1 pseudogene is annotated in these 1,059 nt (G+C 38.6%); it reads left to right on the forward strand.

The features are described from left to right. Positions 1-942 (forward strand): annotated as a pseudogene (locus ADI86_RS11445) (IS30 family transposase); the annotation flags it as partial. Between the last annotated feature and the right edge of the window lie 117 nt (positions 943-1,059).

Genomic DNA, 1,059 nt, shown 5'->3' on the forward strand with positions numbered 1-1,059 from the left:
TTATACTACAAAAGGTAAACATTTGACAATCGATAGCCGTCGCTTAATCGAACGATGGAAAAAAGAAGGGAAATCAAATAGAGAAATTGCCTCTCTACTTGGAAAAGCTCCTCAAACAATCCACACTGAAATCAAGCGTGAGACAATCCGACAATGTCTTGGGAAAGGGCGCTTCAAAGAAGTTTATTCTGCCGACTATGCTCAACAGTCTTATGAAAGCAATCGCAAGCGCTCGGTCAAGAAATCAAGCTTAACCAAGGAACTAAAGGAAAAGATTCTCCACTATCATAATCAAAAGTTTTCTCCTGAAATGATGGTCAAGGCTAAGGAGGTTAACGTGGGAATTTCTACCATCTACTACTGGATTCATCATGGAAAATTGGGGGTAACCAAACAGGATCTGCTTTATCCTAGAAAAGGAAAATCTGCTAAGAAACAAGCTAGTTCCAGCTTTAAACCCGCTGGTCAATCTATCGAACAGAGGCCTGAAGCTATCAATCTGCGATTGGAGAATGGACATTATGAGATTGATACAGTTCTACTTACAAGAGCGAAAAACTACTGTTTGCTTGTCTTGACAGATCGAAAGAGCAGGCATCAGATTATCCGATTGATTCCAAATAAAAGCGCTGAGTCTGTCAATCAGGCTCTGAAACTAATCTTGAAACAACACAAGATTCTGTCCATTACGTCAGATAATGGAACGGAATTCAACCGCTTGTCTGATGTGTTTTCTAAGGAACATATCTATTATGCACACCCCTATGCCTCTTGGGAAAGGGGAACTAATGAGAATCACAACAGGCTCATTCGTAGATGGTTACCTAAGGGAACTAAGAAAACGACTCCCAAAGAAGTCGCATTCATCGATCTTGGATTAATAACTATCCTAAAAAATGCTTGAACTACAAGTCCCCCAGAAAATTTCTGCTTGCTGACTAACTTGAACTTGAAATTTGGCGAAGTTACGCAAATTAAAAAAATTGTAAAAAGTTAAAAAAAGTAGTTGACAAAAAACAAAAAGTCGGTATAATAGTAAGAGTTGAAAACAACAACAAC

This window comes from Streptococcus pseudopneumoniae, assembly GCF_001074975.1.
Lineage (GTDB): Bacteria > Bacillota > Bacilli > Lactobacillales > Streptococcaceae > Streptococcus > Streptococcus pseudopneumoniae_D.